Origin of the sequence: Acidovorax soli (genome assembly GCF_014207955.1) — a bacterium.
Lineage (GTDB): Bacteria > Pseudomonadota > Gammaproteobacteria > Burkholderiales > Burkholderiaceae_C > Acidovorax > Acidovorax soli_A.
In genome coordinates this window covers 448,103-471,741 of record NZ_JACHLK010000001.1, presented here as the reverse complement: position 1 = coordinate 471,741, position 23,639 = coordinate 448,103, and the positions used below count along the sequence as shown (strand labels likewise).

24 protein-coding genes are annotated in these 23,639 nt (G+C 69.2%); 14 read left to right on the top strand and 10 right to left on the bottom strand.

Annotated elements, in window-relative coordinates:
- Positions 1-30 precede the first annotated feature (30 nt).
- From HNP48_RS02230 to HNP48_RS02220, 3 genes are read right to left on the bottom strand one after another with little or no spacing between them, the layout of a single operon-like run.
- Complete coding sequence (locus HNP48_RS02230) at positions 31-1,068, bottom strand: branched-chain amino acid ABC transporter permease (RefSeq protein ID WP_184855207.1); 1,038 nt, start codon at positions 1,066-1,068, stop codon at positions 31-33.
- A 12-nt stretch (positions 1,069-1,080) separates the two neighbouring features.
- Positions 1,081-1,965, bottom strand: coding sequence for a branched-chain amino acid ABC transporter permease (locus HNP48_RS02225; protein WP_184855657.1), 885 nt, complete (start codon positions 1,963-1,965; stop codon positions 1,081-1,083).
- 2 nt (positions 1,966-1,967) lie between these two features.
- Positions 1,968-2,834, bottom strand: a complete 867-nt coding sequence (locus HNP48_RS02220; protein WP_184855206.1) for an ABC transporter ATP-binding protein — start codon at positions 2,832-2,834, stop codon at positions 1,968-1,970.
- Between the two features lie 149 nt (positions 2,835-2,983).
- On the opposite strand from HNP48_RS02220, the gene HNP48_RS02215 reads away from it, so the two are divergent.
- Positions 2,984-3,709, top strand: a complete 726-nt coding sequence (locus HNP48_RS02215) for a TetR/AcrR family transcriptional regulator (protein WP_184855205.1) — start codon at positions 2,984-2,986, stop codon at positions 3,707-3,709.
- Here HNP48_RS02215 and cueR read toward each other — a convergent pair.
- Both cueR and HNP48_RS02205 read right to left on the bottom strand, forming a co-directional pair.
- The gene (gene cueR, locus HNP48_RS02210; RefSeq protein ID WP_184855204.1) at positions 3,706-4,134 is read right to left on the bottom strand and encodes a Cu(I)-responsive transcriptional regulator; all 429 of its coding nucleotides are present in this window, start codon (positions 4,132-4,134) and stop codon (positions 3,706-3,708) included. The two genes, HNP48_RS02215 and cueR, sit on opposite strands and share 4 nt — an antisense overlap.
- On the bottom strand, positions 4,131-4,346 hold the full coding sequence (locus HNP48_RS02205; RefSeq protein WP_184855203.1) for a heavy-metal-associated domain-containing protein: 216 nt from the start codon (positions 4,344-4,346) through the stop codon (positions 4,131-4,133). Before HNP48_RS02205 ends, cueR begins: the two co-directional genes overlap by 4 nt.
- A gap of 169 nt (positions 4,347-4,515) precedes the next feature.
- Here HNP48_RS02205 and HNP48_RS02200 point away from each other — a divergent pair, with 169 nt between their 5' ends.
- The 3 genes from HNP48_RS02200 (at position 4,516) to HNP48_RS02190 (ending at position 9,319) form a co-directional block, all read left to right on the top strand.
- Positions 4,516-6,768, top strand: a complete 2,253-nt coding sequence (locus HNP48_RS02200) for a heavy metal translocating P-type ATPase (RefSeq protein WP_184855202.1) — start codon at positions 4,516-4,518, stop codon at positions 6,766-6,768.
- Between the two features lie 146 nt (positions 6,769-6,914).
- On the top strand, positions 6,915-8,588 hold the full coding sequence (locus HNP48_RS02195; RefSeq protein ID WP_184855201.1) for a methyl-accepting chemotaxis protein: 1,674 nt from the start codon (positions 6,915-6,917) through the stop codon (positions 8,586-8,588).
- A 152-nt stretch (positions 8,589-8,740) separates the two neighbouring features.
- Complete coding sequence (locus HNP48_RS02190) at positions 8,741-9,319, top strand: hemerythrin domain-containing protein (protein ID WP_184855200.1); 579 nt, start codon at positions 8,741-8,743, stop codon at positions 9,317-9,319.
- Positions 9,320-9,326: 7 nt separating this feature from the next.
- Here the strand turns inward: HNP48_RS02190 and HNP48_RS02185 are convergent, their stop codons facing one another.
- Positions 9,327-10,451, bottom strand: a complete 1,125-nt coding sequence (locus HNP48_RS02185; RefSeq protein WP_184855199.1) for an alkene reductase — start codon at positions 10,449-10,451, stop codon at positions 9,327-9,329.
- Positions 10,452-10,624: 173 nt separating this feature from the next.
- On the opposite strand from HNP48_RS02185, the gene HNP48_RS02180 reads away from it, so the two are divergent.
- From HNP48_RS02180 to HNP48_RS02165, 4 genes are all read left to right on the top strand, one after another.
- Positions 10,625-11,860: a YbfB/YjiJ family MFS transporter gene (locus HNP48_RS02180; protein ID WP_409362527.1), complete on the top strand. Its 1,236-nt coding sequence runs from the start codon at positions 10,625-10,627 to the stop codon at positions 11,858-11,860.
- 145 nt (positions 11,861-12,005) lie between these two features.
- On the top strand, positions 12,006-13,022 hold the full coding sequence (tauA, locus tag HNP48_RS02175) for a taurine ABC transporter substrate-binding protein (RefSeq protein WP_184855197.1): 1,017 nt from the start codon (positions 12,006-12,008) through the stop codon (positions 13,020-13,022).
- A complete protein-coding gene (locus HNP48_RS02170) occupies positions 13,012-13,830 on the top strand; it encodes a taurine ABC transporter ATP-binding protein (RefSeq protein WP_409362526.1) in 819 nt (272 codons plus the stop codon). The genes tauA and HNP48_RS02170 overlap by 11 nt, the downstream gene beginning before the upstream one ends.
- A gap of 4 nt (positions 13,831-13,834) precedes the next feature.
- A complete protein-coding gene (locus HNP48_RS02165; protein WP_221480048.1) occupies positions 13,835-14,707 on the top strand; it encodes an ABC transporter permease subunit in 873 nt (290 codons plus the stop codon).
- Between the two features lie 24 nt (positions 14,708-14,731).
- Here the strand turns inward: HNP48_RS02165 and gstA are convergent, their stop codons facing one another.
- The 3 genes from gstA to HNP48_RS02150 all read right to left on the bottom strand — a co-directional run bounded on the left by gstA (position 14,732) and on the right by HNP48_RS02150 (position 16,747).
- Positions 14,732-15,340, bottom strand: coding sequence for a glutathione transferase GstA (gene gstA, locus HNP48_RS02160; protein WP_184855195.1), 609 nt, complete (start codon positions 15,338-15,340; stop codon positions 14,732-14,734).
- A 98-nt stretch (positions 15,341-15,438) separates the two neighbouring features.
- Positions 15,439-16,209, bottom strand: coding sequence for a class II aldolase/adducin family protein (locus HNP48_RS02155; RefSeq protein WP_184855194.1), 771 nt, complete (start codon positions 16,207-16,209; stop codon positions 15,439-15,441).
- A gap of 94 nt (positions 16,210-16,303) precedes the next feature.
- On the bottom strand, positions 16,304-16,747 hold the full coding sequence (locus tag HNP48_RS02150; RefSeq protein ID WP_184855193.1) for a GNAT family N-acetyltransferase: 444 nt from the start codon (positions 16,745-16,747) through the stop codon (positions 16,304-16,306).
- Positions 16,748-16,923: 176 nt separating this feature from the next.
- Here HNP48_RS02150 and HNP48_RS02145 point away from each other — a divergent pair, with 176 nt between their 5' ends.
- Positions 16,924-17,805 carry an ABC transporter substrate-binding protein gene (locus tag HNP48_RS02145; protein ID WP_221480047.1) on the top strand — a complete coding sequence of 294 codons (882 nt, stop codon included), beginning with the start codon at positions 16,924-16,926 and terminating at the stop codon, positions 17,803-17,805.
- Positions 17,806-17,877: 72 nt separating this feature from the next.
- Here the strand turns inward: HNP48_RS02145 and HNP48_RS02140 are convergent, their stop codons facing one another.
- On the bottom strand, positions 17,878-19,026 hold the full coding sequence (locus HNP48_RS02140) for a GlxA family transcriptional regulator (RefSeq protein ID WP_184855192.1): 1,149 nt from the start codon (positions 19,024-19,026) through the stop codon (positions 17,878-17,880).
- Positions 19,027-19,187: 161 nt separating this feature from the next.
- On the opposite strand from HNP48_RS02140, the gene HNP48_RS02135 reads away from it, so the two are divergent.
- Genes HNP48_RS02135 through HNP48_RS02115 form a run of 5 tightly spaced genes read left to right on the top strand, consistent with a single transcriptional unit; the run spans position 19,188 to position 23,637 of the window.
- Entirely contained in the window at positions 19,188-19,964 is a 777-nt protein-coding gene (locus HNP48_RS02135) for an amino acid ABC transporter ATP-binding protein (RefSeq protein WP_311773793.1), read from the top strand.
- Positions 19,961-20,629, top strand: coding sequence for an amino acid ABC transporter permease (locus HNP48_RS02130; RefSeq protein ID WP_260420051.1), 669 nt, complete (start codon positions 19,961-19,963; stop codon positions 20,627-20,629). Before HNP48_RS02135 ends, HNP48_RS02130 begins: the two co-directional genes overlap by 4 nt.
- Positions 20,626-21,312: an amino acid ABC transporter permease gene (locus HNP48_RS02125; protein WP_184855191.1), complete on the top strand. Its 687-nt coding sequence runs from the start codon at positions 20,626-20,628 to the stop codon at positions 21,310-21,312. Before HNP48_RS02130 ends, HNP48_RS02125 begins: the two co-directional genes overlap by 4 nt.
- Positions 21,309-22,736: an amidase gene (locus HNP48_RS02120; RefSeq protein WP_260420050.1), complete on the top strand. Its 1,428-nt coding sequence runs from the start codon at positions 21,309-21,311 to the stop codon at positions 22,734-22,736. Before HNP48_RS02125 ends, HNP48_RS02120 begins: the two co-directional genes overlap by 4 nt.
- Before the next feature lie 19 nt (positions 22,737-22,755).
- The gene (locus HNP48_RS02115; protein WP_184855190.1) at positions 22,756-23,637 is read left to right on the top strand and encodes an amino acid ABC transporter substrate-binding protein; all 882 of its coding nucleotides are present in this window, start codon (positions 22,756-22,758) and stop codon (positions 23,635-23,637) included.
- Positions 23,638-23,639: the final 2 nt, after the last annotated feature.

Below are 23,639 nucleotides of genomic sequence, written 5' to 3'. Positions count from 1 at the left end.
TTCATGGTTTTTTGGCTGCGGCGGGGCCCGTCAATTGCGGAACGGCCACAGATGGAAAAAGCGGCGAATGCGCCGCCACACTTCTGCGAGCCCCTGTGGCTCGAACACCAGAAATCCGATGATCAGCAGGCCGAAGATCACGGTGCGCACGGGCGAGAGAAACACCGTGAGCTCGTTGCCGCCGGGCAGCAGATCGACCACGAGCTTGAGCAGCTCGGGCACCATGGTCATGAACACCGCACCCAGGATGCCGCCCAGGATGGAGCCCATGCCGCCGACGATGATGGCCGCGAGGAAGAAGATGGACATGAGCAGCGGAAAGCTTTCGGGCGTGACCACGCGGAAGAAATAGGCCCACAGGCCCCCGGCCACGCCCGCATAGAACGAAGACAGGCCGAAGGACAGCAGCTTGTAGCGCAGCAGCGGGATGCCCAGCACCTCGGCCGAGATGTCGCGGTCGCGGATGGCGATGAAGGCGCGGCCCACGCGCGTGCGGAACAGGTTGGCCGCGCCCAGCAGCATGAGCACGGTGACCGGCACGATCACCCAGTACAGGCGGAACGAGGTGTCGAGCGCCAGGCCGAAGAATTGGGCCGGTGGCACGCTCAGGCCGCCGGTGCCGCCCGTGAACTTCCAGTTGGCGAAGATGAAGTGCGCGATGAACGAGGCCGCGATGGTGGCAATCGCCAGGTACAGGCCTTTGACCCGCAGCGAGGGGATGCCCACGACGATGCCGCCGAGCATGGCGACGAAGCCGCCCGCCAGCAGGTTGAGCACGAAGGGCGTGCCCACGCGCGTCTCCAGCACGGCCACGGTGTAGGCCCCCAGGCCCATGAAGGCCGCTTGCCCCAGGCTCACCAGGCCCGTGTAGCCCGTGAGGATGTTGAGCCCTGTGGCGCTGGCCACGTTGATGCTGACCAGGCAGGCCAAATAGAGCCAGTAGTCGCTGGCCGTGAACGGGAAGAGCAGCAGCAGCGCCGCGGCCACGGCCAGCCAGACCTTCTGCGTGCGCGAGTCGAACAGCGCCGCATCGGCGACGTAGGATTCCTTGAGGGTGCCTATGCGCATGGGTGTGCTGCCTTAGAGACGTTCGATTTCGTGGGTGCCGAACAGGCCGTAGGGCCGCACCAGCAGCACGGCCACGAGCACGATGAAGGTGGCGAGCAACTTGTACTCACCGCCCAGGTAGGCGCCCGCAAGCGCTTCGACCAGGCCGATGAGCAGGCCGCCCAGCAGGGCGCCAAGCACGCTGTCGAGACCGCCCACGATGACGACGACCAGCACCGAGAGGCCGAACACGCCCATGCTCGACGAGATGCCGCCGATGGAGCCGACGATGATCCCCGAGACCGCCGCGATCATGGCCGAGGCCACCCAGGCCAGCGAGAACACGCGCGGCACGTTGATGCCGACCGAGTAGGCGGCGGCCTGGTCGCTGGCCGTGGCACGCAGCGCCACGCCGCCGCGCCAGAAGCGGAACACCAGCAGCACGGCTGCGATGAAGGCCACGGCGATCATCGCGCCCCAGAACACCTTGGGTGCGAGGAAGGCGTCGCCCACCATGATGGGTTTCGTGGGCATGAATTCGGGCAGGCGGCGCTGGTCGGCCGTCCAGATCATCTCCACCAGGCCCACGAGCACCGAGGCCAGGCCCACGGTGACCATGAAGACGGAGATCGGCGGCTCGCCCAGCAGCGGGCGGATCATGGTGCGCTCGATCACCGCGCCCAGCAGGCCCGAGCCCAGCACCGCGGCCGGAATGGCCAGCCACAGCGGCAGCGCGAAGGTGGCGGCAAAGGTGAAGAACAGGTAGGCGCCGACCATCAGCAGCTCGCCGATGGCGATGTTGACCACGCGCGTGGCCTTGTAGACCATGACGAAGGCCAGCGCGGCCAGCGCGTAGAGGCCGCCGCCGGCGATGCCGGTGAGGCTGATCTCGAAGAGGTAGGCCCAATCGATGTTCATCATCATGCGGCGGCCCCTTGCACGGCTGTGGCGCTGCCGGCCTGGAAGCGGGCGCGCAGGTCGCCCACATTGCCCGCGCCCAGGTAGGCACGCACCACCTCGGGGTTGGCCTGCACCTCGGCCGGCGTACCCTGGGCGATGACCTGGCCGAAGTTGAGCACCACCACATGGTCCGACAGGTCCATCACCATGCCCATGTCGTGCTCCACCATGAGCACGGTGACGCCCCATTCGGCGCGCACGTCGAGAATGAAGCGCGCCATGTCCTCGGTTTCCTCGCGGTTCATGCCGGCCACGGGTTCGTCGAGCATCAGCACCTCAGGCTGCATGGCCAGGGCACGCGCCATTTCCACGCGCTTTTGCAGGCCGTAGGGCAGGGCCGAGACGGGCGCGTGGCGGATGTGGTCAATCTCCAGGAAGTCGATGATGCGCTCCTCGATCTCGGCACGCAGGGCCGCCTCTTCGCGGCGCGCGCGGCCGATGTAGAGCAGCGCGTCGAGCACGTTGGTCTTGAGGTGCGCATGGCGGCCGAGCTTGATGTTGTCGAGCACCGTCATGCCGCGAAAGAGCGCGATGTTCTGGAAGCTGCGCCCCAGGCCCAGGCGGGCGCGCTGCGGCGCCGGCACGCGTGTGATGTCCTGGCCCTTGAAGCGGATGGCGCCGCTGGCCGGGCGGTAGAAGCCCGAGATGGTGTTGAACAGCGAGGTCTTGCCCGCGCCGTTGGGGCCTATCACCGCGGTGATGGAGCCGGCCTGCACGCCAAAGCCCACGCCGGTGAGCGCCTTGACCCCGCCGAAGGCCAGGGTCACGCCATCGACCTGCAGCAGGGGCGCGCTGGCGGGGGGAATGCCGGGTGGGTGTGTCTCCATTGGCTTTCTAATGCGGGTTTGTGCTGACCAGAAAATGCCTGCAGACCTGCAGATATTTTCTACTTGTGCGTAAACTGTTTACTCGCGAGTAGATTCTGGAAGGCGCCGCGCCAAACCAGCATCCGTACTTTCCCGAGGAATTGCCCGCCATGCCCAGCCCCACCGTGTCGCCCCCCCGCAGTGCCGAGCGCCCGCCCGCCTCGCCCTGGGCGCCCGCGACCCATCGCGAACAGCAGCGCGAGGCCAAGCGCAATGCCGTGCTGCAGGCGGCCGCGCAGCTGTTCAATGAACGGGGTTTTCACGCCACCTCGCTCGACGACATCGCCGCGCGGCTGAACGTGACCAAGCCCACGCTGTACTACTACGTGAAGAACAAGGACGAGATCCTGCTGCAGTGCGTGAGCAAGGGCCTGGAGATGATGCTGGAGGGCATTGATGCCTCGCGCGCCGCCGGGGGCAAGGCCATCGACCAGCTCATGACCTGCATGCAGGTCTATGCGCGCATCGTCACCGAGGATTTCGGCAAGTGCCTGATCCGCGTGGGCGACGAGCAATTGCCGCCCGAAAGCCGGGTGGAGCTGCGGCGCCTGAAATCCGCCATCGACAAGGAATTCCGCCGCCTGGTGGCCGAGGGGGTGGAGGAGGGCTCGCTGCAGCCCTGCGACCCGAAGATGACGGCCTTCGTGATCGCCGGAGCGCTCAGCTGGATCGGCCGCTGGTACCAGCCTGGCGGCGAGTACACGGCCGAGCAGGTGGCCGAGCAGTGCATCGCGACGCTGTGCCAGGGCGTGCTGCGGCGTGTCGATGGGGCGGTGGCCAAGGCGCCTGCCAAGCGGGTGCGCAAGGCCGCGCCGGCCGCCCGCAAGCGCACTTAGTGCCGGGCAGGGGCTGGCTCCCCGGCCAGGTCATCGAGGATGGGGCAGTCCGGCCGCTCGTCCCCATGGCAGCACGACACCAGGGTCTGCAGGCTGCGCTGCATGGCCTGCATGGCGGCGATGCGCTCACCCAGGTCGGCGATGTGCTCCTGCGCGATGCGCTTGACCTGGCTGCTGGCGCGGCTGCGGTCCTGCCACAGCGCGAGCAGGCCGGCGATCTCGTCCATCGAGAAACCCAGGTCGCGCGCGCGGCGGATGAAGCGCAGGCCATGCACGTCGGCCTCGGTGTACTGGCGGTAGCCGCTGTCGGTGCGCGCCACACCGGCCACCAGGCCCAGGGATTCATAGTGGCGCACCATGCGCGCCGAGACACCGGCGCGGCGCGCGGCCTCGCCGATGGGCACGGGCCAGACGGTGGTGCTCATGCCGCGACGGCGTAGCCTTCTTCGGCAATGGCCGCGGCCAGCGCTGCGCGGTCGGCGCTGCTGTGCTCCACGCGTACGCTGCCGCTGGCGCGGTCGATGCGCACGCTGGCGGCCGGGTCCACGCCCTGCACGGCCTGGGTCACGGCGCGTTCGCAATGGCCGCAGGTCATGCCCTGGACCTGGAAGTCATGGCTGGTGGTGGGTGCTGTCATGGAAGGCTCCTTGCTGAAGAAATGATGGGAATGGCATGGAGCGTAAACCTTCACATGGTGGCAAGGTCAAGCCCCGCCACAAGACCTTGCGGCCCGTCCAGGCACACCATGGCTTGATCTGGGGCAAGGGCTTGACCTTGACACCATGGCAAGCTGTAACTTCGCTGCCATGAACACACTTTCTTCCACCCCACTCCCCGATCCGGCGCTGGCAGCACCGGCCCTGCAATTCGACCTGGGCGTGGGCGGCATGACCTGCGCGAGCTGCGTGGGCCGCGTGGAGCGCGCGTTGCGCAAGGTGCCTGGCGTGCAGGAGGCCTCGGTCAACCTGGCCACCGAATCCGCCCGCGTGGCCCTGGCCGCGCCCGCCGGCAGCGACGCGGCGGCGCTGGAGGCGCAACTGCGCCGCGCGGTGCGCAATGCGGGCTATGAGCCGCTGGCCAAGGGTGCGGGCGAGGCGGCCGAGGACCTGTCGCCCTGGGCCGGTTTTCTGCCCGTGGCCCTGGGGCTGGCGCTGTCGGCGCCGCTGGTGCTGCCCATGCTGGGCGACCTGTTCGGCCAGCACTGGATGCTGCCTGCCTGGCTGCAGTTCGTGCTGGCCACGCCGGTGCAGTTCATCCTGGGGGCGCGCTTTTACAAGGCGGGCTGGCACGCGGCCCGGGCGCTGACGGGCAACATGGACCTGCTGGTGGCCGTGGGCACCAGCGCGGGCTGGGGCCTGTCGGTGTGGCTGTGGCTCACGGCGCATGCCGGCCATGCGCCGCACCTGTATTTCGAGGCCTCGGCCGTGGTGGTCACGCTGGTGCTGCTGGGCAAGTGGCTGGAGGCGCGTGCCAAGCGCCAGACCACGGCGGCCATCCGCGCGCTGCATGCGCTGCGCCCCGATGTCGTGCACCTCTTGGGCAAGGGCGGCGAGGTGGATGTGCCCGTGGCCGAGGTGCTGGTGGGCGACCGGCTGGTGGTGCGTCCGGGCGAGCGCATTCCCGTGGACGGCACGGTGCATGAGGGCCACACGCAAGTGGACGAGTCCATGCTGACCGGCGAGCCCCTGCCCGTGGCGCGCGAGGTGGGTGCGCCGCTCACGGGCGGATCCATCAACGGCGACGGGCGCATCGTGATGGCCGTGACGGCCGTGGGCGCCGAGACGGTGCTGGCCCACATCATCCGCCTGGTGGAGGATGCGCAGGCCGCGAAGGCGCCGCTGCAGCGCCTGGTGGACAAGGTCTCGGCCGTGTTCGTGCCGGTGGTGCTGGCCATCGCCCTGGCCACCCTGCTGGGCTGGCTGTGGGCCGGCGCAGGGCTGGAGGTGGCCTTGATCCATGCCGTGGCGGTGCTGGTGATCGCCTGTCCCTGTGCGCTGGGCCTGGCCACGCCGGCCGCCATCATGGCGGGCACGGGGGTGGCTGCGAAGCACGGCATCCTGATCAAGGATGCGCAGGCGCTGGAGCGTGCGCACCAGGTGGACACGGTGGCCTTCGACAAGACCGGCACGCTGACCGTGGGCCAGCCGCGCCTGACCGCCTTCGAGGTGGTTCCCGGAGTGGACGAGGCCGCCGTGGTGGCTGCCGTGGCGGCGGTGCAGAGCGGCAGCGAACACCCGCTGGCGCGCGCCGTGGTGCGTGCGGCGCAGGAACGCCAACTGGCCCTGCAGGCCCCCGATGCCGTGCGCGCCGTGCCCGGCCGGGGCACGGAGGGCGAGGTGCAGGGCGCCAGCTACCTGGTGGGCAGCCTGCGCTGGATGCAGGAGCTGGGCGTGGACCTGGGCGCCCTGGCGCGCCGCGCCGCCGATCTGCAGGCCGAAGGCGCCACCGTGTCGGCCGTGGCCGAGCGCACGGCCCAGGGCCTGGCATTGCGCGCGCTGCTGGCCTTTGGCGACGAGCCCAAGCCCGGTGCGCGCGAGGCCTTGGCAGCCCTGAAGGCCCGGGGCATCCGCACGGTGATGGTGTCGGGCGACAACCGGGGCGCGGCCGAGGCCATGGCGCGCCGCCTGGGGCTGGACCCGGCGGCCGGCGAGGTGCGGGCCGAGGTGCTGCCCGGCGACAAGGCCACGCAGGTGGCCGCGCTGCAGCAGCAGGGCGGCCGCGTGGTGGCCATGGTGGGCGATGGCGTCAACGATGCGCCGGCCCTGGCCGCGGCCGACGTGGGCCTGGCCATGGGCAATGGCACGGATGTGGCCATGCATGCGGCCGGTATCACCCTGATGCGCGGCGACCCGCTGCTGGTGGCGGCGGCGCTCGATATCTCGCACCGCACGGTGCAGAAGATCCGCCAGAACCTGTTCTGGGCCTTTGCCTACAACGTGGCCGGCATTCCGCTGGCGGCGCTCGGTTACCTGAGCCCGGTGGTGGCCGGGGCGGCCATGGCGCTCAGCTCGGTCAGCGTGATGGCGAATGCCCTCTTACTCAAGCGCTGGCGCATGTGATAAACACGTATGGCGTGCGGTCACACATGTCTGGCAAACTGCAACGTTTTGTTGCAGTCGGGCGGACACGGGGGCAGGGTGCTCGCATGGCAGAGTATCCCTTGCAGTCCGGCACCGGCATCCCTACCAAATGAAGGATGACAGACATGAATCTTTTCACGCTCATGCGGCAGTTCACCATTCGATTTCGAATGTTGGGAGCCATTGCCGTGGTGCTGGGCCTGTTGGGCCTGCTCGGAGGGGCCGGCATGCTGGGCATGTTCCGCATTGCCGCGCTCAGCGAGGACTTCATGTCCCACTCGTTCGCCGAAGTGGGCCACATGGCCGAGCTGCGCGGCGAGATGGGCACCATCCGCCAGCTCGAGAAGGACATGATCATCGGCTATGAGAAGCCCGAGGTCGTGAAGGCCGCACACGCCAAGTGGCTGGCCAGCCAGGACAAGGCCAAGAAGGTCGCGGCCCAGTTGCTCGAAGGGCCGGAAGACGCGAACAACCCGGTGGTGCGCGACATCATCAAGCGCCTGGACAGCTACCGCGAGCAGTTCGCCCACGTGGCGCGCCAGCTCGAAGCCGGTGGCTACGACACGGCCACCATCGCCAACCGCATGAGCGGCAAGGCCGTGGCCGAGTTCGACCAGGCCGACAAGCTCATGCAGCAGCTCGATACCGTGCTGCGCGCCGATGTGCAGGCTGCCGTGGAGCAACAGGGCAAGGTGACCAGCCAGACCAAGTGGCTGTTCGTGCTGGCCGTGCTGATCACCGTGGTGGTGGTGGTGCCGCTGACCCTGCTGAACATGCAGTCCATCTGCAACCCCCTGGCCGAAGCGCGCCGCATGGCGCAGGCCATTGCCGGGGGCGACCTGTCGCAGCCCATCCGCGCCGAGGGCAAGGACGAGGTGGCCGACCTGCAGCGCGCGCTGGGCGACATGCAGCAGGGCCTGGGTTCGCTGGTGGCGCAGGTGCGCGATGCCAGCGGCAACATCGCCACGGCCAGCCAGGAGATCGCCACGGGCAACCAGGACCTGTCGCAGCGCACCGAGCAGACGGCCAGCAACGCGCAGGAGGCCGTGGCCTCGCTGTCGCAGCTGACCTCCACCGTGCAGCAGACGGCCTCGTCTTCGCAGATGGCCAACCAGCTCGCGGCATCGGCCTCGAACACCGCCACGCGCGGCGGCACGGTGGTGCAGCAGGCCGTGGCCAGCATGCAGGAGATCTCGGCCTCGAGCCGCAAGATCGGCGACATCATCGGCCTGATCGACTCCATCGCCTTCCAGACCAACATCCTGGCGCTCAACGCGGCCGTGGAAGCCGCCCGTGCAGGCGAGCAGGGCCGCGGCTTCGCCGTGGTGGCCTCGGAAGTGCGCAGCCTGGCCCAGCGCTCGGCCGCGGCGGCCAGCGACATCAAGGGCCTGATCCACAACAGCGTGACCGCCGTGGACGGCGGCGTGCGCCACGTCGAGGATGCGGGCACGGCCATGAAGGAAATCGTGGCCAGCGTGCAGCGCGTGGGCGACATCATCGGCGAGATCACGGCGGCGGCCACCGAGCAGTCGGCCGGCATCGGCCAGGTGAACCAGTCGGTGGGCGAGATCGACCGCATGACGCAGCAGAACGCGGCGCTGGTGGAAGAGTCCGCCGCGGCGGCCGAATCGCTGCGCGAGCAGGCCGCGCGCCTGTCGGAGGTGGTGCAGCAGTTCCAGCTCGCCGAGTCGATGTCCCACGGCGGCCACGGGGGGCACAGCAGTGGCCCGGTGGCCCAGCCGCAGCAGCATGCATCGCTGCGCGCACCGGCGTCTTCGCGCCCGCTGCTGGCGCGCTGATACCGGCCTCCAGGCGGTCTGCACAAGGCCCCGCGCGCTTCGGCGAGCGGGGCCTTTTTCATGGGCGGGCGAGCCCTTCATTGACCTGCATCAGGTCGGCTTGGGCACGGGGCTGGCACCCTTGGGGCTGTTGAATTTTTCGGAGCAAGGCCATGCCCCATGCCAGTTTGCGGACCATCCGCGATGAGCACGCGTCGCTGGCGGCAGTGCTGCGCTCGCTGCAGCTGATGCTGGACCGGGGGCCGGCCGATGCGCCGGCCGCGTTCTTCGACGTGATGCGTGCGATGCTGTTCTACATCGACGAGTTTCCCGAGCGCCAGCACCACCCCAAGGAGGCGCAGTGGCTGTTCCCGCGCGTGGCCGAGCGTGCGCCCGAGGCGGCAGAGGCCATTGCGCGGCTGGAGCGCGAGCATGCGGGCGGCGAGGCCGCCGTGCGCGAACTACAGCACCTGCTGCTGGCCTGGGAGCTGTTGGGGGAGGTGCGGCGGGGCGCCTTCGAGGAGGCGTTGCATTGCTATGTGGCCTTCTACCTGGAGCACATGCGGATCGAGGAAACCGTGGTGCTGCCTGCCGCCCACGAGCACCTGGACGCGCGGGACTGGGCGGCCGTGGATGCGGCCTTTGCCAGCAACGCCAACCCTCTGGCACAGGGCCCGGCCCGCGACGGGGCCTACGACCGGTTGTTCACCCGCATCGTGATGCGGGCCCCTAATCCCATCGGGCTGGGGTAGGCCGGATTCACGCCGACTGGAGGGTCGGGTAGTCGGTATAGCCCTTTTCGCCGCCGCCGTAGAAGGTGCTCTGGTCCCAGGCGTTGAGCGGGGCCTTCTGGCGCAGGCGCTCGACCAGGTCGGGGTTGGCGATGTAGAGCTTGCCGAAGGCCACGATGTCTGCCGAGCCGTCGGCCACGGTCTTCTCGGCCAGGCTGGCGTCGTAGGCGTTGTTGGTCATCCACGCGCCCTTGCCGCCGGCTGCGCGGTAGGCGGCCTTGAGGGCCGCGTAGTCGAAGGGGCGGTCGGGCAGCTCGCGCGGGCCGCCGGTGGCGCCTTCGATGATGTGGATGTAGGCCAGGCCCAGCGGGGCGAGCTGGCGCACCACGTAGTCGAACAGGGGTTGCGGGTCGGCGTCCACGATGTCGTTGGCCGGGGTCACGGGCGACAGGCGGATGCCGACCTTGCCGCCGCCCACGGCGTCGACCGCAGCGCGCGTGGCTTCGAGCAGCAGGCGGGCACGGTTCTCGATGCTGCCGCCGTAGTCGTCGGTGCGCTGGTTGGCGCCGGTCTTGAGGAACTGGTCGAGCAGGTAGCCGTTGGCGCCATGGATCTCCACGCCGTCAAAGCCGGCGGTCTCCACCGCGTTGCGTGCGGCAGCAGCATAGGCGTGCACGATGCCGGGCAGCTCGGCAGCGTCGAGCGCGCGCGGCTGCGAGGTGGGCGCGAAGCTGCCCTTGCCGGTGGCGCGGTCGATCAGGTAGGTCTTGGACTTGGCGATGATCGCCGAGGGCGCCACGGGCGCGCCGCCATCGGGCTGCAGGTCGTTGTGCGAGATGCGGCCCACATGCCACAGCTGGGTCACGATCTTGCCGCCGGCCGCGTGCACGGCGTTGGTGACCTTCTTCCAGGCATCGAGCTGCTCGGTGCCATACAGGCCGGGCACATCGGCATAGCCCTGGCCCTGGTGGCTGATGGCCGTGGCCTCGGTGATCAGCAGGCCGGCGCTGGCGCGCTGGGCGTAGTAGGTGGCCGTGATGTCGGCCGGCACGGCGTTGGGCGCGCGGTTGCGCGTGAGCGGCGCCATGGCGACGCGGTTGGCCAGGTGCAGGTCACCGACCTGGATGGAATCGAAAAGCGAAGGTGTGGACATGCGGTGGTGCTTTCTATCGTTCGTTCCTGCGGAGGTCGCAGGGACCGGAAATGACGGGCAAGCGTATTCGCAATCGGCAAAGCCTGCAGTGGGCTGGCGCAACCAAGGGCAAGGGATTTGTGCTATTTCCAGGCGCCCCGGGGCGACAGCGTGGCGATGCCCTGCGCGGCACAATGGCCGCCATGAGCACTGCCGCCCCTGCGCCTTCTTTCGCCCCTTTGCTGCGCCATGGCCTGTGGCTGGCCGTGGCCCTGTCGATGGGGGCGGCGGTGTCGCTGGGCATCACGCGCTTTGCCTATGCGCTGCTGCTGCCGCCCATGCGCGCGGACCTGGCCTGGTCGTACACGCTGGCCGGTGCCATGAACACGGTGAACGCGCTGGGCTACCTGCTGGGCGCGCTGGCCACGCCGCTGCTGCTGCGCCGCCTGGCGCCGGGCACGCTGCTGGTGGCGGGCTCGGTGCTGGCCACCGTGTTCATGGGGCTGTGCGGCTTCTTCGTGGATGCGGTGCCGCTGCTCGTGCAGCGCCTGCTGGCCGGCGTGGCGAGCGCGCTGGTCTTCGTCTGCGGCGGGCTGCTCGCGGCACGGCTGGGCGCGCAGCAGCCGGGGCGCAGTGGGTTGCTGCTGGGCCTGTACTACGGTGGCACGGGCTGGGGCATCAGCCTGTCGGCCGTGCTGGTGCCGGCGGTGCTGGCCGCTGCGCCGGGCCCGCACCCCTGGGCCTGGGCCTGGGCCTGGTGGGCGCTGGCGCTGGCCTGCGTGGCGGCCACGCTGGTGCTGCTGTGGCCGGCGCGGGCGCTGCAGGCCCTGGCGGCACCGGCTGCTGTGTCTGCACAGCCGGCAAGCGGCAGCATGCGCTGGGCTGCATTTGCGCCAGCGCTGCTGGGCTATGGCCTGTTCGGCGTGGGCTATATCGGCTACATGACCTTTGTGGTGGCGCTGCTGCGCGAGCAGGGCGCCAGCGGCGCGGCCGTGACCTGGTTCTATGCGCTGCTGGGGCTGGCCGTGGTGTTGTCTTCGCGCATCTGGGCGGGGCTGTTGGACCGCAGCCGCGGCGGGCAGGCGCTGGCCCTGCTCAACGGCCTGCTGGGCGTGGCCACGGTGCTGCCGGCGCTGACCTCGGCCTGGCCCGTGGTGCTGGCCTCGGGCCTGCTGTTCGGCGCAGTGTTCCTGTCGGTCGTGGCATCGACTACGGCACTGGTGCGCCACAACCTGCCGCAGGCGCTGTGGGCCAGCGGCATCAGCGCTTTCACCATCGTCTTCGCGGCGGGGCAGATCGTCGGGCCCACGGTGGTGGGCTGGATCGCCGACGGCCCCGGCGGCCTGGCGCGCGGGCTGGTGTTCTCGGCCTGCGCGCTGTGGGTGGGTGCAGTGGTGGCATCGCGGCAGAAGCCGCTGGTCTCTGCTTAGAACAGGTTCTTAGACGCTTTTCGCATATCCAAGCGCGAAAGCAGTGCAAGGCCGCGAGGGCCCTGCTGCCTAGAATTTTTCTCTCCTGCCGGACCGTTTCGGGCTGGCGTCGACAGACCCGAGAGAGAAAAAGGAAATCGTCCCGATGGCAGCAACACGCAGAACCAGCATCCAGACCGCGGCCCTGGCCGTGGGCATGGCACTGGGCTTCAGTGCCCTGGCGCAGACGCGCGAAGTGGTGATTGGCTACCAGGACATGGTCGTGCCATGGCGCCATGCGCAGGAAACGCGCGAGGTCGAGAAGCGCACGGGCTACAAGGTCACCTACCGCAAGCTGGGCAGCGGCGCCGAGGTGGTGCGCGCGCTGGCTTCGGGCGCCATCCACATCGGCGAGGCGGGGTCTTCGCCCATTGCGTCGGCGATTTCGCAGGGTGTGCCCATCGAGGTGTTCTGGGTGCTGGACAACATCAACGATGCCGAGGCCCTGGTGGCGCGCAACGGCGCGGGCGTGAACAGCCTGGCCGACCTCAAGGGCAAGAAGGTCGGCCTGCCCTATGTGTCCACCACGCACTTTCATGCGCTGGTGGCGCTGCAGGACGCGGGTGTGGACCCCAAGAGCGTGCAGATCCTGAACCTGCGCCCGCCCGAGATCCTGGCGGCCTGGGAGCGCGGCGACATCGATGCGACCTTTGTCTGGGACCCGGTGCTCGCCAAGGCCAAGGCCGGCGGCAAGGTCATCGTGACCTCGGGCCAGATCGCGGCCAGGACCGGCAAAGCGACCTTCGACGGTCTGGCCGTGAGCAAGTCCTTCGCCAAGGAGCATGACGCCTTCCTCGCGCAGTTCGTGCAGGTGCTGGCCGATGCCGACAAGGCCTACACGGTCAACAAGGCCGCGTGGAATGCCGATTCGGCCGAGGTCAAGTCCCTGGCCAAGTGGAGCGGGGCCGAGGCGCCCACCGTGCCCGCGAGCCTGGCGCTGTATGCCTTTGTGCCGCCCACCGAGCAGGCATCGAACCAATGGCTGGGCGGCGGCAAGGATTCGGGCGTGGCGAAATCGCTGGCCGCCACGGCGGCCTTCCTCAAGGAGCAGGGCACCATCCAGAACGTGCTGCCCGACTACGCCGTGGGCGTGAACCCGGCCTGGGTCCGGCGTGCCAAGTGACGACGACAACGCCGAGGGCCTGCGCATACGCGGCCTGAACGTGCGCTACGCGGGTGCATCGCCCGTGCTGGCGCTGCAGGACGTGGACCTCGACATCGCGCGCGGCGAGCTCGTGGTGGCACTCGGTGCCTCGGGCTGCGGCAAGACCACGCTGCTCAACTGCATCGCGGGTTTTACCGAGGCCTCGTCGGGCCGCATCACGCTGAACGGGCGCGATGTGGCCGGGCCGGGTGCGGAGCGCGGCGTGGTGTTCCAGAAGCATGCGCTCATGCCCTGGCTCAACGTGGTCGACAACGTGGCGCTGGGCCTGCGCCTGCGCGGCGTGGCGCGCGAGGAGCGGCGCCGCCGGGCCACCGAGCAACTGGCCCTGGTGGGGCTGGAAGCCTTTGCCCAGGCCCCCGTGTGGCAGCTCTCGGGCGGCATGCAGCAGCGCGTGGGCATTGCGCGCGCGCTGGCGAGCGACCCCGAGGTGCTGCTCATGGACGAGCCGCTGGGCGCGCTCGACGCGTTCACGCGCGAATCGCTGCAGGAGCTGGTGCTGCAGCTGTGGCAGCGCACGGGCAAGACCATTTTCTTCATCACCCACGATGTGGAGGAGGCGCTGTTCCTGGCCTCGCGCCTGATCGTGATGACACCGCGCCCGGGCCGCATCGCGCAGCAGCATGCGCTGGGCTTCAACCGCGAGCACCTGGCGGGCCGGGCGGCGCGCGCGGTGAAGTCGGACGCGCAGTTCATCGCCTGGCGCGAGCGCGTGCTGGACTGGATTGCACCGGGTGCTGCGGTGCATGGGGAGCCCGCCGGTGCCTGATGCGATGAGCCAGATCCTGGTGATTCCCGGCATCGGCCGCGATGCGCCCGGGGCCGCCGTGCCCGCGGAGCCGGCCTTGCCGCGCGCCGTGGCGCCCTTCCGCCTGCCCGGCAGCGGGCCCAGCCGCGCCATCAGTGCCGCCACGGTGGCCGCGCTGCTGGCGCTGTGGTGGCTGGCCACGCACCGCGGCTGGGTGCCGCCGCTGTTCCTGCCCGCGCCCGAGGCCGTGTTGCGCGCCCTGGGCGATGCCTGGCGCGGCAACATCCAGGGCGGTGAGCCGCTGTGGAAACACCTGCAGTGGAGCGCGATCCGTGTGTTCGGGGCGTTTGCGCTGGCGGTGGTGACTGCGGTGCCGGTGGGCATTGCCATGGGCGTGAGCCGCGTGGCGCGCGGTGTGTTCGACCCGCCCATCGAGTTCTACCGCCCGCTGCCGCCGCTGGCCTATTTGCCGCTGATCGTGATCTGGCTGGGCATCGACGAGGCGTCCAAGATTTTGTTGATCTACCTGGCCTGCTTTGCGCCCATCGCACTGGCCGCCAAGGCCGGTGTGCGCAGCGCCAGCGTGGAGCAGATCAATGCGGCCCTGTCGCTGGGCGCCCGCCGCTGGCAGCTGGTGCGGCACGTGATCGTGCCGGCCGCGATGCCCGAGATCCTGGTGGGCCTGCGCATTGCCATTGGCTTTGGCTGGACCACGCTGGTGGCCGCCGAGATGGTGGCGGCCACCGTGGGGCTGGGGCAGATGGTGCTCAATGCCTCCAACTTCCTGCGCACCGATGTGGTGGTCATGGGCATCCTGGCCATCGGCCTGGTGGCCTGGGGCTTCGACTGGTGGATGCGCTGGCTGGAGCAGCACCTGGTGCCGTGGAAAGGACGCTGACCGTCCTTTCCAGAGGGCTTGTGCTTACTTGAGCAGGCCTTCGGTCTTCATGGCGGCCTGCACGGCGGGGCGGGCGGCCACGCGCTCGCGGTAGGCAGCCAGGTTGGCCAGGCCAGAGATGTCCACATTGGTGGGCTTGTGCCAGTTGGCCACGGTGAACAGGTAGGCGTCGGCCACGGTGAAGTGCTCGCCCATCAGGTACTGCTTGTCGGCCAGCTGGCTATCGACCCAGCCCAGGCGCTGCAGCAGCTTGTCGCGCCGGGTGGCCTTGTACTCCTCGGGCGTGGCAGGGTTGAAGAGCGGCGAGAAGGTCTGGTGCAGCTCGGTGCCGATGAAGGTCAGCCACTCCTGCAGGCGGTAGCGCTGCAGCGAGCCGTTCTGCGGCGCCAGCATCTTGAGCGGCACCTGGTCGGCAACGTACTGCACGATGGCCGGGCCTTCGCGCAGGCGCGTGCCGTCGTCCAGCTCCAGCATGGGCACGTAGCCCAGGGGGTTGATGCCGTAGTAGTCGGTGCCGTCCTGCAGCTTGTGGCTCTTGGTGCTGGCCAGCACGGGCGTGAAGGCCAGGCCCGCTTCGTGCAGCACGATGTGCGGGGACAGGGAGCAGGCGCCAGGAGAGTAGTAGAGCTTCATTGGGAGGTCCTCTGGGTTGATGCGGCAGGAACCCACTATCCTATGCGCTGCGCCCGCCTTTTGCATGACCTGGCGGGTCAACGGCCCGCGCGCCCATGTCAGCTGTCGTAACCGGGTGCATCGCGCTGCGCCTTGCGCAGCAGCGATGGCCAGACGAAGGCACCGCCCAGCCCGCCGGTCTGCACGCGCATGGCCTGGGCCACACCGCTCACGATCTGCGGGTCCACCGAGGTGACTTCGCCGCCGGCCTGCGCGTCGATCTGGATGCGGCAGGTATTCTCGAAGGTGTACATCGACAGGAAGGCGTCGGCGATCGACTTGCCCACGGTGAGCAGGCCGTGGTTGCGCAGCATGAGGAAGTTGGCCTCGCCCAGGTCGGCCTGCAGGCGCGGCTTTTCCTCGTCGCGGAAGGCCACGCCCTCGTAGCCATGGTAGGCCAGCGAGGCGAGCACGAAGGTGCTTTGCTGGCTGATGGGCAGCACGCCGCATTTCTGCGCGCTCACGGCCACGCCGGCACGGGTGTGGGTGTGCAGCACGCACTGCGCGTCGGGCCGGGCCTCGTGCACGGCGCTGTGGATCACGAAGCCGGCCGGGTTCACGGGGAAGGGCGAGTCGTGCAGCTTGTTGCACTGCATGTCCACCTTGATCAGGCTCGACGCGGTGATCTCGTCGAACATCAGGCCATAGGGGTTGATGAGGAACTGGTGCTCGGGGCCCGAGACCGATTCGGGCAGCTTGGCGCTGATGTGGGTGAACACCAGGTCGCTCCAGCCGTACAGCGCCACCAGGCGGTAGCAGGCGGCCAGGTCGCAGCGCAGCTGCCATTCTTCGGGGCTGACGCTTTCTTGCAGGGAGGGGATGGCGATCATGGGGCGTGTCTCCTGGAATGTCTTGGTAGGGAAAGCCACTGTAGGGCGCCACGCGAACAGGCGCTGTCAGCCAGGCTACACAAGCCGCAGAAAGTCAGGGTGCCGCAGCGCCGGTGTCGTAGAGTGCGGGGAAGTAGCGCTCCATGAGCGACTGGGGGCGCAGCGGCGCGGTGAAGCCGAAGCCCGCGTACAGGCCATGGGCGTTGCTGGTGGCCAGGGTGAAGCGGCGCAGGCCCTGGAGGTCGGGGTGGTCCATGACGGTTTGCACCAGTTGTTTGCTGTAGCCGCGGCCGCGGAACGCCGGCAGCACGAACACGTCCACCAGGTTGGCGAAGGTGGCGCGGTCGGAAATCACGCGCGCGAAGGCCACCTGGGCACCGTCCACAAAGCCGCCAAAGCACAGCGAGTGCGCGAGCGCGCGCTGCACCGTGGCCAGCGGGATGCCCCGCGCCCAGGTGGACTGCTCGGACAGAAAACGGTGGATGAGTGCCACGTCGAGCGCGGCCGGGTCGGTGGAAATGCGCAGGGTGGTGTCCATGGCAAAAAAGTATACGGATGGGCGGGCGAGGAGGCTGCAGCGGTGTTTTCCCGCAATGTCGCAGGCATTCCATTTCGCCGTGCGCGCCTCCAATCGCTGCGCGGCAGGCGTCCCTACAGTGGATTCACCCCATCGCCCGGTGGGAGGGAACAACCGGATTTCTTGGAGATCACCCCATGCGCACCACAGCTACTGCATCAACTTCCGTGAGGCTGCTGGCCTCGTTCGCGGCCGCCACCGGCCTCTTGTCCCTGGGCCTGTCTGCCCATGCCCTGGAGACCGTGGACAAGGGCTCTTTTACCATCGCGTTCTCGGGCGACATGCCGGGCACGGGCTACCAGGACGGCAGGATGGTGGGCTACGACGGCGAGATCCTGCAGCGCGCCGCCGAATCGCTGAAACTCAAGGTCAAGCCCGCGCTGATGGAGTGGTCGGGCACCATCGCCTCGGTGCAATCCAAGCGCGTGGACGTGATGGCCGGCACCATGGGCTGGACGGAGCAGCGCTCCAAAATCATGGCGCTGAGCGACCCCATCCACTATTTCAAGAACGGCATCACGCAGTCGGACAAGACCGACTGGAGCAAGCTCAAAGACCTGGAGGGCAAGAAGGTCGGCACCATCACGGGCTTCTCGTTCATCCCCGAGCTGCGCAAGATCAACGGCCTGCAGCTCGCGCTGTACGACACCTCGGACGCGGCCGTGCGCGACCTGCTGGCCGGGCGCATCGATGCGGTGATCGGCGACCCGCCGGTGATGCAGTACGCGATCTCGCAGAACCCGCAGTGGAAGATCAAGTTCAATGCCTTCAGCGATGCCTCGCCCGACTACCCGCTGCTCACGGGCCTGGGCCAGGTGGTGTTCGGCCTGAACAAGGACAACCCCGAGCTGCTCAAGGCCGTGAACACCGAGATCGCCAAGCTCTGGCAGAGCTGCGACCTGCGCAAGATCGGCAAGGCCTATGGCCTGGTGCAGGACGTCTGGTACGTCCCCGTGGGCCAGAACGCCCGGGCCGGCGTGGACCGCGCCGCGGACTGGAAGCTGCCGTCCTGCAAGTGAATTTTTGCTGACCTCCTGGCGAGCCGCATGCATGCCCCGTGGGCACGCATGCGGCTTTCTTGCTGGCTTGCCTCAGGCCTCCACGGTGCCGGCCTGAAGCGCCTTGCGCATGCGCCCCGGCGGCATGCCGTACAGCTGCTGGAAGTGCCGGATGAAGTGCGAGGCATCGGAGAAGCCGCACTCGTAGGCGATGGTGATGATGGGCAGCTCGGTGCTGGTGAGCATCCAGCGCGCGTACTTGAGCCGCGCGTTGCGGTAGTACTCCGACGGGGTGGTGCGCGTCTCGGCGAGGAAGACGCGTTCGAGCTGGCGGCTGCTCGAGTCCACCAGGCGCGCGATGACCGCGATCTCCAGCGGCGTGCCGATGTTCTTTTCCATCAGCACGATGGCCTGGCGCAGCTTGTCGTGGTCGGCCGTGCCGTAGCCCAGCGCATGGCGGCGCGCCACGTGGGTGCTGCGCGCAGCGGGGTTCACCGTCATCTGGTGGATGACCTTGGCCGCGCGGTCGGGGCCGCAGTGCAGGCGCACCAGCTCGGCCGTGAGCTCCACGATGGAGATGCCGCCCGCGCAGCTGATGCGGTCGCCGTCGAACACGTAGTGGCAGTCGGTGGCGTAGTCGAGCGCGGGGAAGGCGGCCTTCCAGTCCTCCACGTGGTAGGGGTGCACGCAGGCGCGGCGCCCGGCCATGAGGCCCGCATGCGCGAGCGCGAACGTGCCCGTGCAGATGCCGATCAGCGGCTTGCCCTGCGATGCCGCTTCGCGCAGGAAGGCGGTGTAGCGCGGGTGCACCGTGGGGATGGCGGGCAACAGCCCGCCGATGACGGCGATGTAGTCGTAGTCGCTCTCGGACGAGAGCGAGTCCTGCACCGCCACGGGCACGCCGCAGCTGGCCTGCACCGATTGCCCGGGCACCCCGAGGATGGTCCACGAGCAGCGGATCTGGCGGCTCTGGTCGCCCACGTCGGCCGCGTGGCGCAGGCCATCGCACAGGCCGGCCAGCGAGAGCAGGGGGAACTGCGGCCACAGCAGGATGCCCACGCGCAGCTCCGTGGCCGACGAGGCCGTGCCCGGGGCCCTGCGCTTGGGTGCGGCCACCGCCTTGGCCGCATCGAGCTTGCCGATCAATGCACCAATGTCGCCTGTGTTCTGCGCACTGGCCTGGTGCGGCTGCGCACCAATCTTGGCAGGAGTGAGATCAGATCGGTGTTTGGGTGGTGGCATGGGGTTTTCCCTGCATGTCGCATACGTTCAATATAGCGGCGACCGCCTGCAATGAACAGGGGGGCGCAATTCCTAGCATGGAGGCACTGGGCAACGAGGGCATGCGGCTGCAAGGACCGTGCCGCACAGCCCGCACAAGCAACCGTCTGGAGAACCCCGCTGTGAACGACCAACCCCCCCTGCTGCGTGTGAGCGGCCTCAAGAAGAGCTACGGCCCGGCCGAGGTGCTCAAGGGCATTTCCTTCGACCTGAAGAAGGGCGAGACCCTGTCGCTGATCGGGCCCAGCGGCTCGGGCAAGTCCACCTGCCTGCGCTGCCTGAATTTCCTGGAAAAGCCCCAGGCCGGCGAGGTGCTGCTCGGCACCGAGCGCATCGGCCAGCGGCCCGACCGCAAGGGCGGCTGGCGCCTGATGAGCGACACCGAGATGGCGCCGCAGCGGCGCGAGATCGGCATGGTGTTCCAGCTGTTCTACCTGTGGCCGCACCTCACCGTGCGCGACAACGTGGCGCTGGCCTCCATCAAGGCGGCCGGCATGCGGCGCGATGAGGCCCATGCGCTGGCCGAGGAGATGCTGGAGAAGGTGCACCTGCGCCACAAGGCCGATGCCTACCCCGAGCAGCTCTCGGGCGGGCAGCAGCAGCGCGTGGCGATCGCGCGCACGCTGGCGCAAAAGCCCCAGCTCATCCTGTTCGACGAGCCCACCTCGGCGCTCGACCCCGAGCTGGTGGGCGAGGTGCTGGGCGTGATCCGCGAGCTGGCGGAAGAGGGGCGCTCGATGATCCTGGTGACGCACGAGATCCGCTTTGCGCGCGACGTGGCGGACCGCGTGATCTTCATGGAGGGCGGTCACATCGTGGAGGAGGGCCCCGCCGCGCAGGTGATCAACCAGCCGCGCATGGAGCGCACGCGCAGCTTCCTCGGCCAGGTGGGGGCATGATGGGCATGCCGGGCATCGACACCCTGACCCTGATCGTGGCGACGCTGGCGCGCGGCGCGCTCACGGCCGCGCAGGTGGCCCTGGGCGCGGGCCTGCTGGCGGCCAGCCTGGGCCTGTTGCTGGCGCTGGTGGTGGTCTTCGTGCGCAACCCGTTGCCGCGCGCTGCCATTGCGGCCTATGTGGAGTGGATGCGCAATGTGCCCGCGCTGGCGCACCTGTTCGTGCTGTACTTCGGCCTGGCCTCGGTGGGCGTGCGGCTGTCGCCGCTCACGGCCGCCGTGGTGGGCCTGGGCCTGGTGGGCGCGGCCGTGCTGTGCGATGTGTTCGCGGCCGGCCTGCGCTGCCTGCATGCGGGCCAGCGCGAGGCGGCCCTGGCCGTGGGCCTGACGCCCGCGCAGGCGCTGCGCGCGGTGCTGTTGCCGCAGATGCTGCGCGTGACCCTGCCCTCGCTGGGCAACTATGCGAGCCAGCTCGTCAAGGACACGTCCATCGCCTCGGCCATCGCGGCGCCGGAGGTGATGTTCTACGCGCGCAACCTGGTCACCTCGACCTTCGAGACACCGCTGATCTACCTGACCGCCATGCTGCTCTACGCGGCCATGGTGCTGCCCATCAGCTGGGCGTTTGCGCGGCTGGAACGCCGCACCGCAGGGGGTGTGCGATGAGCGCTTTCTTCGCGACCTATGCCGAGTACCTGGGCGAGTGGTGGCCGCGCCTGCTGCAGGCGGCCCGGGTGACGGCCGAGCTCTCGGCCATCGGCTTTGCCATCGCGCTGGTGCTGGGCGCCGTGCTGGTGTGGATGCTGCGCAGCGGCGTGGGCGTGCTGCGCCATGCGGCCAATGGCTGCATCCAGCTGCTGCGCGCGGTGCCGCTGCTGGCCTTGCTGCTGGCGATCTACTTTGCGCTGCCCTCGGTGGGCATCACGCTGTCGGGCTACTGGGCCGGGGCCATGGGCCTCGGGGTGCATGGCGCGGCCTATGTGGCCGAGGTGCTGCGCGGCGGGCTGCAGTCGGTGCATGGCGGGCAGCGCGAGGCGGGGCTGGCTGCGGGCCTCACGCCGCGCCAGGTGTTCCTCTCGGTGACGCTGCCGCAGGCCCTGCGCGTGATGCTGCCGCCGCTGCTGTCGAGCTATGTGGCGCTGCTCAAGGACAGCTCGCTGTGCGCGCTGATCGCCACCAACGAATTGATGCTGGCGGCGCGCGCCATGTCCAGCGAGTACTTCCTGCCGCTGCACATCTTCCTGCTGGTGGGGCTGCTGTACTTCGCCATCGCCTTTCCCCTGTCGATGTGCTCGCGGCTGCTCGAACGCCGCCTGGCCCAGGGGCGCCGCACGGTGGGTGCGGCATGACCACGACGACCAAGGATTCCATGACCTCCCTGACCTATGCACCGCTGGAGCAGCTGGCCCAGGCCATCCAGCACGGAGAGCTGACCAGCGAGGCGCTGCTGGAGGCGCAGCTTGCGCGCATTGCACGCCATGGCAAGCAGCTGCATGCCTTCACCGAGGTCTATGCCGATGAGGCCCGCGCCGCGGCGCGCGGCCTGGACCAGATGGCGCGCGCCGGCATCCGCCTGGGGCCGCTGCACGGCGTGACGGTGGCGGTGAAGGACCTGTTCGAGGTAGAGGGCAAGCCCATTGCGGCGGGCTCGAAGGCGCGGCCGCCGCGCACCTCCGCAATCAGCGCAGCCGTGGTGGAGCGGCTGCGTGCGGCCGGGGCCGTGGTGATCGGCAAGACGCACACGGTGGAGTTCGCCTTTGGCGGCTGGGGCACGAACGCCGTGATGGGCACGCCCTGGAACCCCTGGGACCTGCACACGCACCGCACGCCCGGCGGCAGCAGCAGCGGCTCGGCCGTGGCGCTGGCGGCCGGCCTGTGCACGGCCAGCATCGGCACGGACACGGGGGGATCGGTGCGCATCCCCGCGGGGCTGTGCGGGGTGGTGGGCCTCAAGACCACGCGCGGGCTGGTCAGCCGCCATGGGCTCATCGAACTGTGCCCCACGCACGACACGGTGGGCCCGCTCACACGCACGGTGCGCGACAGCGCCATCCTGCTCGATGTGCTGTCGGGCCCCGACCCGCGCGATGCCGTGTCGCTGCCGGTGCCTGCGCGCGCGGTGCTGCCGCAGCTCGACGCCGCGCGCGGCGTGGCCGGCATGCGCATGTGGGTGCTGCCCGAGGCCGAGCGTGCGGATGTGGACCCCGAGGTGCTCACCGCCTGCGATGAGGCCGTGCGCGTGCTCGAAGGCCTGGGCCTGCAGCGCGTGGAGCGTGCGCTGCCGCAGAGCCTGGCCGAGTCCATGCGCGTGGCGGGCAGCCTGATGAGCGCCGAGGGCTATGCGAACCTGGGCGAACTCTTCGAGCAGGAGGGGCTGGAGTTCGACCCGCATGTGCGCCGGCGCATCCTGCTGGGGCGTGACATCGGCGCGGCGCAGTACCTGCAGCTGCTCAGACTGCGCGAGCAGGCCAAGGCCGAGATGCTGGCGGCCATGGACGGGGTGGATGTCTGTGCCTTTCCGACCAATGCCATCGCCGCGATCCCGCTCACCGAGGTGGACGAGCTGGCCACGCCGCTGTCGCGCCTGGGCCGCTTCGTGAACCTGCTGGACCTGTGCTCGGTGGCCGTGCCCGCGGGCTTCACGCGGGCCGGCATGCCGGTGTCGCTGCAGTTCATTGCGCGGCCGTTCGACGAGGCCACGGCCTTGCGTGTGGGCCAGGCCTTCGAGCGCGCGACGCGCTGGTACCTGGCCGTGCCACCCGGCCTGGGCTAGGCCATACGAGGAGCACACCATGCATGCACGCGTTCTCGCGAAGTCCCTGCCGGTCCTGGTCGCGCTGGCCTTGCTGGGGCCGTTGTGCCAGGCGCAGGGCACGGGTGGTGCGCTGGCCCGCATCGCGCGCAGCGGCACGGTGCAGGTGGGCTATATCCCCACGCCGGGCACCTTTGCCTTCCGCGATGCGGCGGGCAACACGGTGGGCTATTCGATTGCGGTGTGCATGAAGGTGGTGGAGGCCCTGCGCAAACAGCTGGGCCGGCCGGACCTGCGCGTGGCGTTCCGCCCGCTGGAGGCGGCGCAGCGCATTCCGCTGCTGCAGGCCGGCAGCATCGACATCGAGTGCGGGGGCAACACCAACACCGTGGGCCGGCAGAAGGCGGTGGATTTTTCGCACACGCTGTTCACCACGGGTGTGCGCTTTCTGGCGCGCCAGTCGGTGCAGCTCGATGGCGTGCCCAGCCTGTGGCGCCGGCGCATTGCCGTGAGCAAGGGCACGACGGCGCAGGAGACGGTGCAGCGCGCACAGCGCGAGCAGGAGATCGCCGTGACCGTGGTGGCCACCGATGCCGAGGGCGTGCGCCTGGTGGAGCTGGGCAAGGTCGATGCCTTTGCGCAGGACGATGTGCTGCTCTACGGGCTGATCGCCTCATCGCCGCTGCGCGGGGCGTTGCATGTGACCGGCCGCCACCTCACGGTGGAGCCCTATGCCTTCATGCTGCCCAAGGACGATCTGCCGCTGCGCGAGGTGGTGGACCGCACGGTGCTGGGGCTGATGCATTCGGGCGAACTGGCGGCGCTGTACCGCCAGTGGTTCGACACGGCCACGCTGCGCATTCCCATGAGCGCGCACATGCGCGAGAACATCCGTTATCCCAACAAGTACGGCATTCCTTGAGC

Coding starts and splice junctions, on each gene's coding strand:
- HNP48_RS02195 (WP_184855201.1), top strand. CDS start 6,915: ATGAATCTTTTCACGCTCATGCGGCAGTTCACCATTCGATTTCGAATG.
- HNP48_RS02140 (WP_184855192.1), bottom strand. CDS start 19,026: ATGCCACCACCCAAACACCGATCTGATCTCACTCCTGCCAAGATTGGT.
- HNP48_RS02205 (WP_184855203.1), bottom strand. CDS start 4,346: ATGACAGCACCCACCACCAGCCATGACTTCCAGGTCCAGGGCATGACC.
- HNP48_RS02215 (WP_184855205.1), top strand. CDS start 2,984: ATGCCCAGCCCCACCGTGTCGCCCCCCCGCAGTGCCGAGCGCCCGCCC.
- gstA (WP_184855195.1), bottom strand. CDS start 15,340: ATGAAGCTCTACTACTCTCCTGGCGCCTGCTCCCTGTCCCCGCACATC.
- HNP48_RS02230 (WP_184855207.1), bottom strand. CDS start 1,068: ATGCGCATAGGCACCCTCAAGGAATCCTACGTCGCCGATGCGGCGCTG.
- HNP48_RS02190 (WP_184855200.1), top strand. CDS start 8,741: ATGCCCCATGCCAGTTTGCGGACCATCCGCGATGAGCACGCGTCGCTG.
- HNP48_RS02125 (WP_184855191.1), top strand. CDS start 20,626: ATGAGCGCTTTCTTCGCGACCTATGCCGAGTACCTGGGCGAGTGGTGG.
- HNP48_RS02155 (WP_184855194.1), bottom strand. CDS start 16,209: ATGATCGCCATCCCCTCCCTGCAAGAAAGCGTCAGCCCCGAAGAATGG.
- HNP48_RS02150 (WP_184855193.1), bottom strand. CDS start 16,747: ATGGACACCACCCTGCGCATTTCCACCGACCCGGCCGCGCTCGACGTG.
- HNP48_RS02220 (WP_184855206.1), bottom strand. CDS start 2,834: ATGGAGACACACCCACCCGGCATTCCCCCCGCCAGCGCGCCCCTGCTG.
- HNP48_RS02200 (WP_184855202.1), top strand. CDS start 4,516: ATGAACACACTTTCTTCCACCCCACTCCCCGATCCGGCGCTGGCAGCA.
- HNP48_RS02185 (WP_184855199.1), bottom strand. CDS start 10,451: ATGTCCACACCTTCGCTTTTCGATTCCATCCAGGTCGGTGACCTGCAC.
- HNP48_RS02130 (WP_260420051.1), top strand. CDS start 19,961: ATGATGGGCATGCCGGGCATCGACACCCTGACCCTGATCGTGGCGACG.
- tauA (WP_184855197.1), top strand. CDS start 12,006: ATGGCAGCAACACGCAGAACCAGCATCCAGACCGCGGCCCTGGCCGTG.
- HNP48_RS02165 (WP_221480048.1), top strand. CDS start 13,835: ATGAGCCAGATCCTGGTGATTCCCGGCATCGGCCGCGATGCGCCCGGG.
- cueR (WP_184855204.1), bottom strand. CDS start 4,134: ATGAGCACCACCGTCTGGCCCGTGCCCATCGGCGAGGCCGCGCGCCGC.
- HNP48_RS02145 (WP_221480047.1), top strand. CDS start 16,924: ATGCGCACCACAGCTACTGCATCAACTTCCGTGAGGCTGCTGGCCTCG.
- HNP48_RS02180 (WP_409362527.1), top strand. CDS start 10,625: ATGGCCGCCATGAGCACTGCCGCCCCTGCGCCTTCTTTCGCCCCTTTG.
- HNP48_RS02225 (WP_184855657.1), bottom strand. CDS start 1,965: ATGAACATCGATTGGGCCTACCTCTTCGAGATCAGCCTCACCGGCATC.
- HNP48_RS02120 (WP_260420050.1), top strand. CDS start 21,309: ATGACCACGACGACCAAGGATTCCATGACCTCCCTGACCTATGCACCG.
- HNP48_RS02115 (WP_184855190.1), top strand. CDS start 22,756: ATGCATGCACGCGTTCTCGCGAAGTCCCTGCCGGTCCTGGTCGCGCTG.